The organism is Massilia sp. CT11-108, from assembly GCF_047302915.1.
In the GTDB taxonomy this organism is placed as follows: Bacteria; Pseudomonadota; Gammaproteobacteria; order Burkholderiales; family Burkholderiaceae_D; genus Telluria; species Telluria orientalis.
Genome location: NZ_JBKYMO010001824.1, coordinates 1 through 229 on the forward strand (window position 1 = coordinate 1; position 229 = coordinate 229).

At 72.9% G+C, this 229-nt stretch carries 1 pseudogene; it reads right to left on the bottom strand.

From position 1 onward, the window contains the following. Nucleotides 1-229: pseudogene (locus tag ACEN88_RS36460) on the bottom strand (hypothetical protein); the annotation flags it as partial.

Sequence of the window (229 nt, forward strand, 5' to 3'; positions counted from 1 at the left end):
GCAACGGGTCGCCAACGGCGGCCAATGCCGCGGCGTCGGCGAGTTCGCTCACGACGGCGCTGGCCAGTTCGAGGGCGCGCCAGTGCGCATCTCCGAAGCGGACGTCCGAATGGCCCTGAGCTGCAAGCCATGGCTCGGCCTCGGTCCGCCACGCGGCGTCGCCGGCGGACGGCACGCGCACGGTCATCACGGGATAGCCGGCGTCGTCGACGAGCTCCGGGTCCAGGTC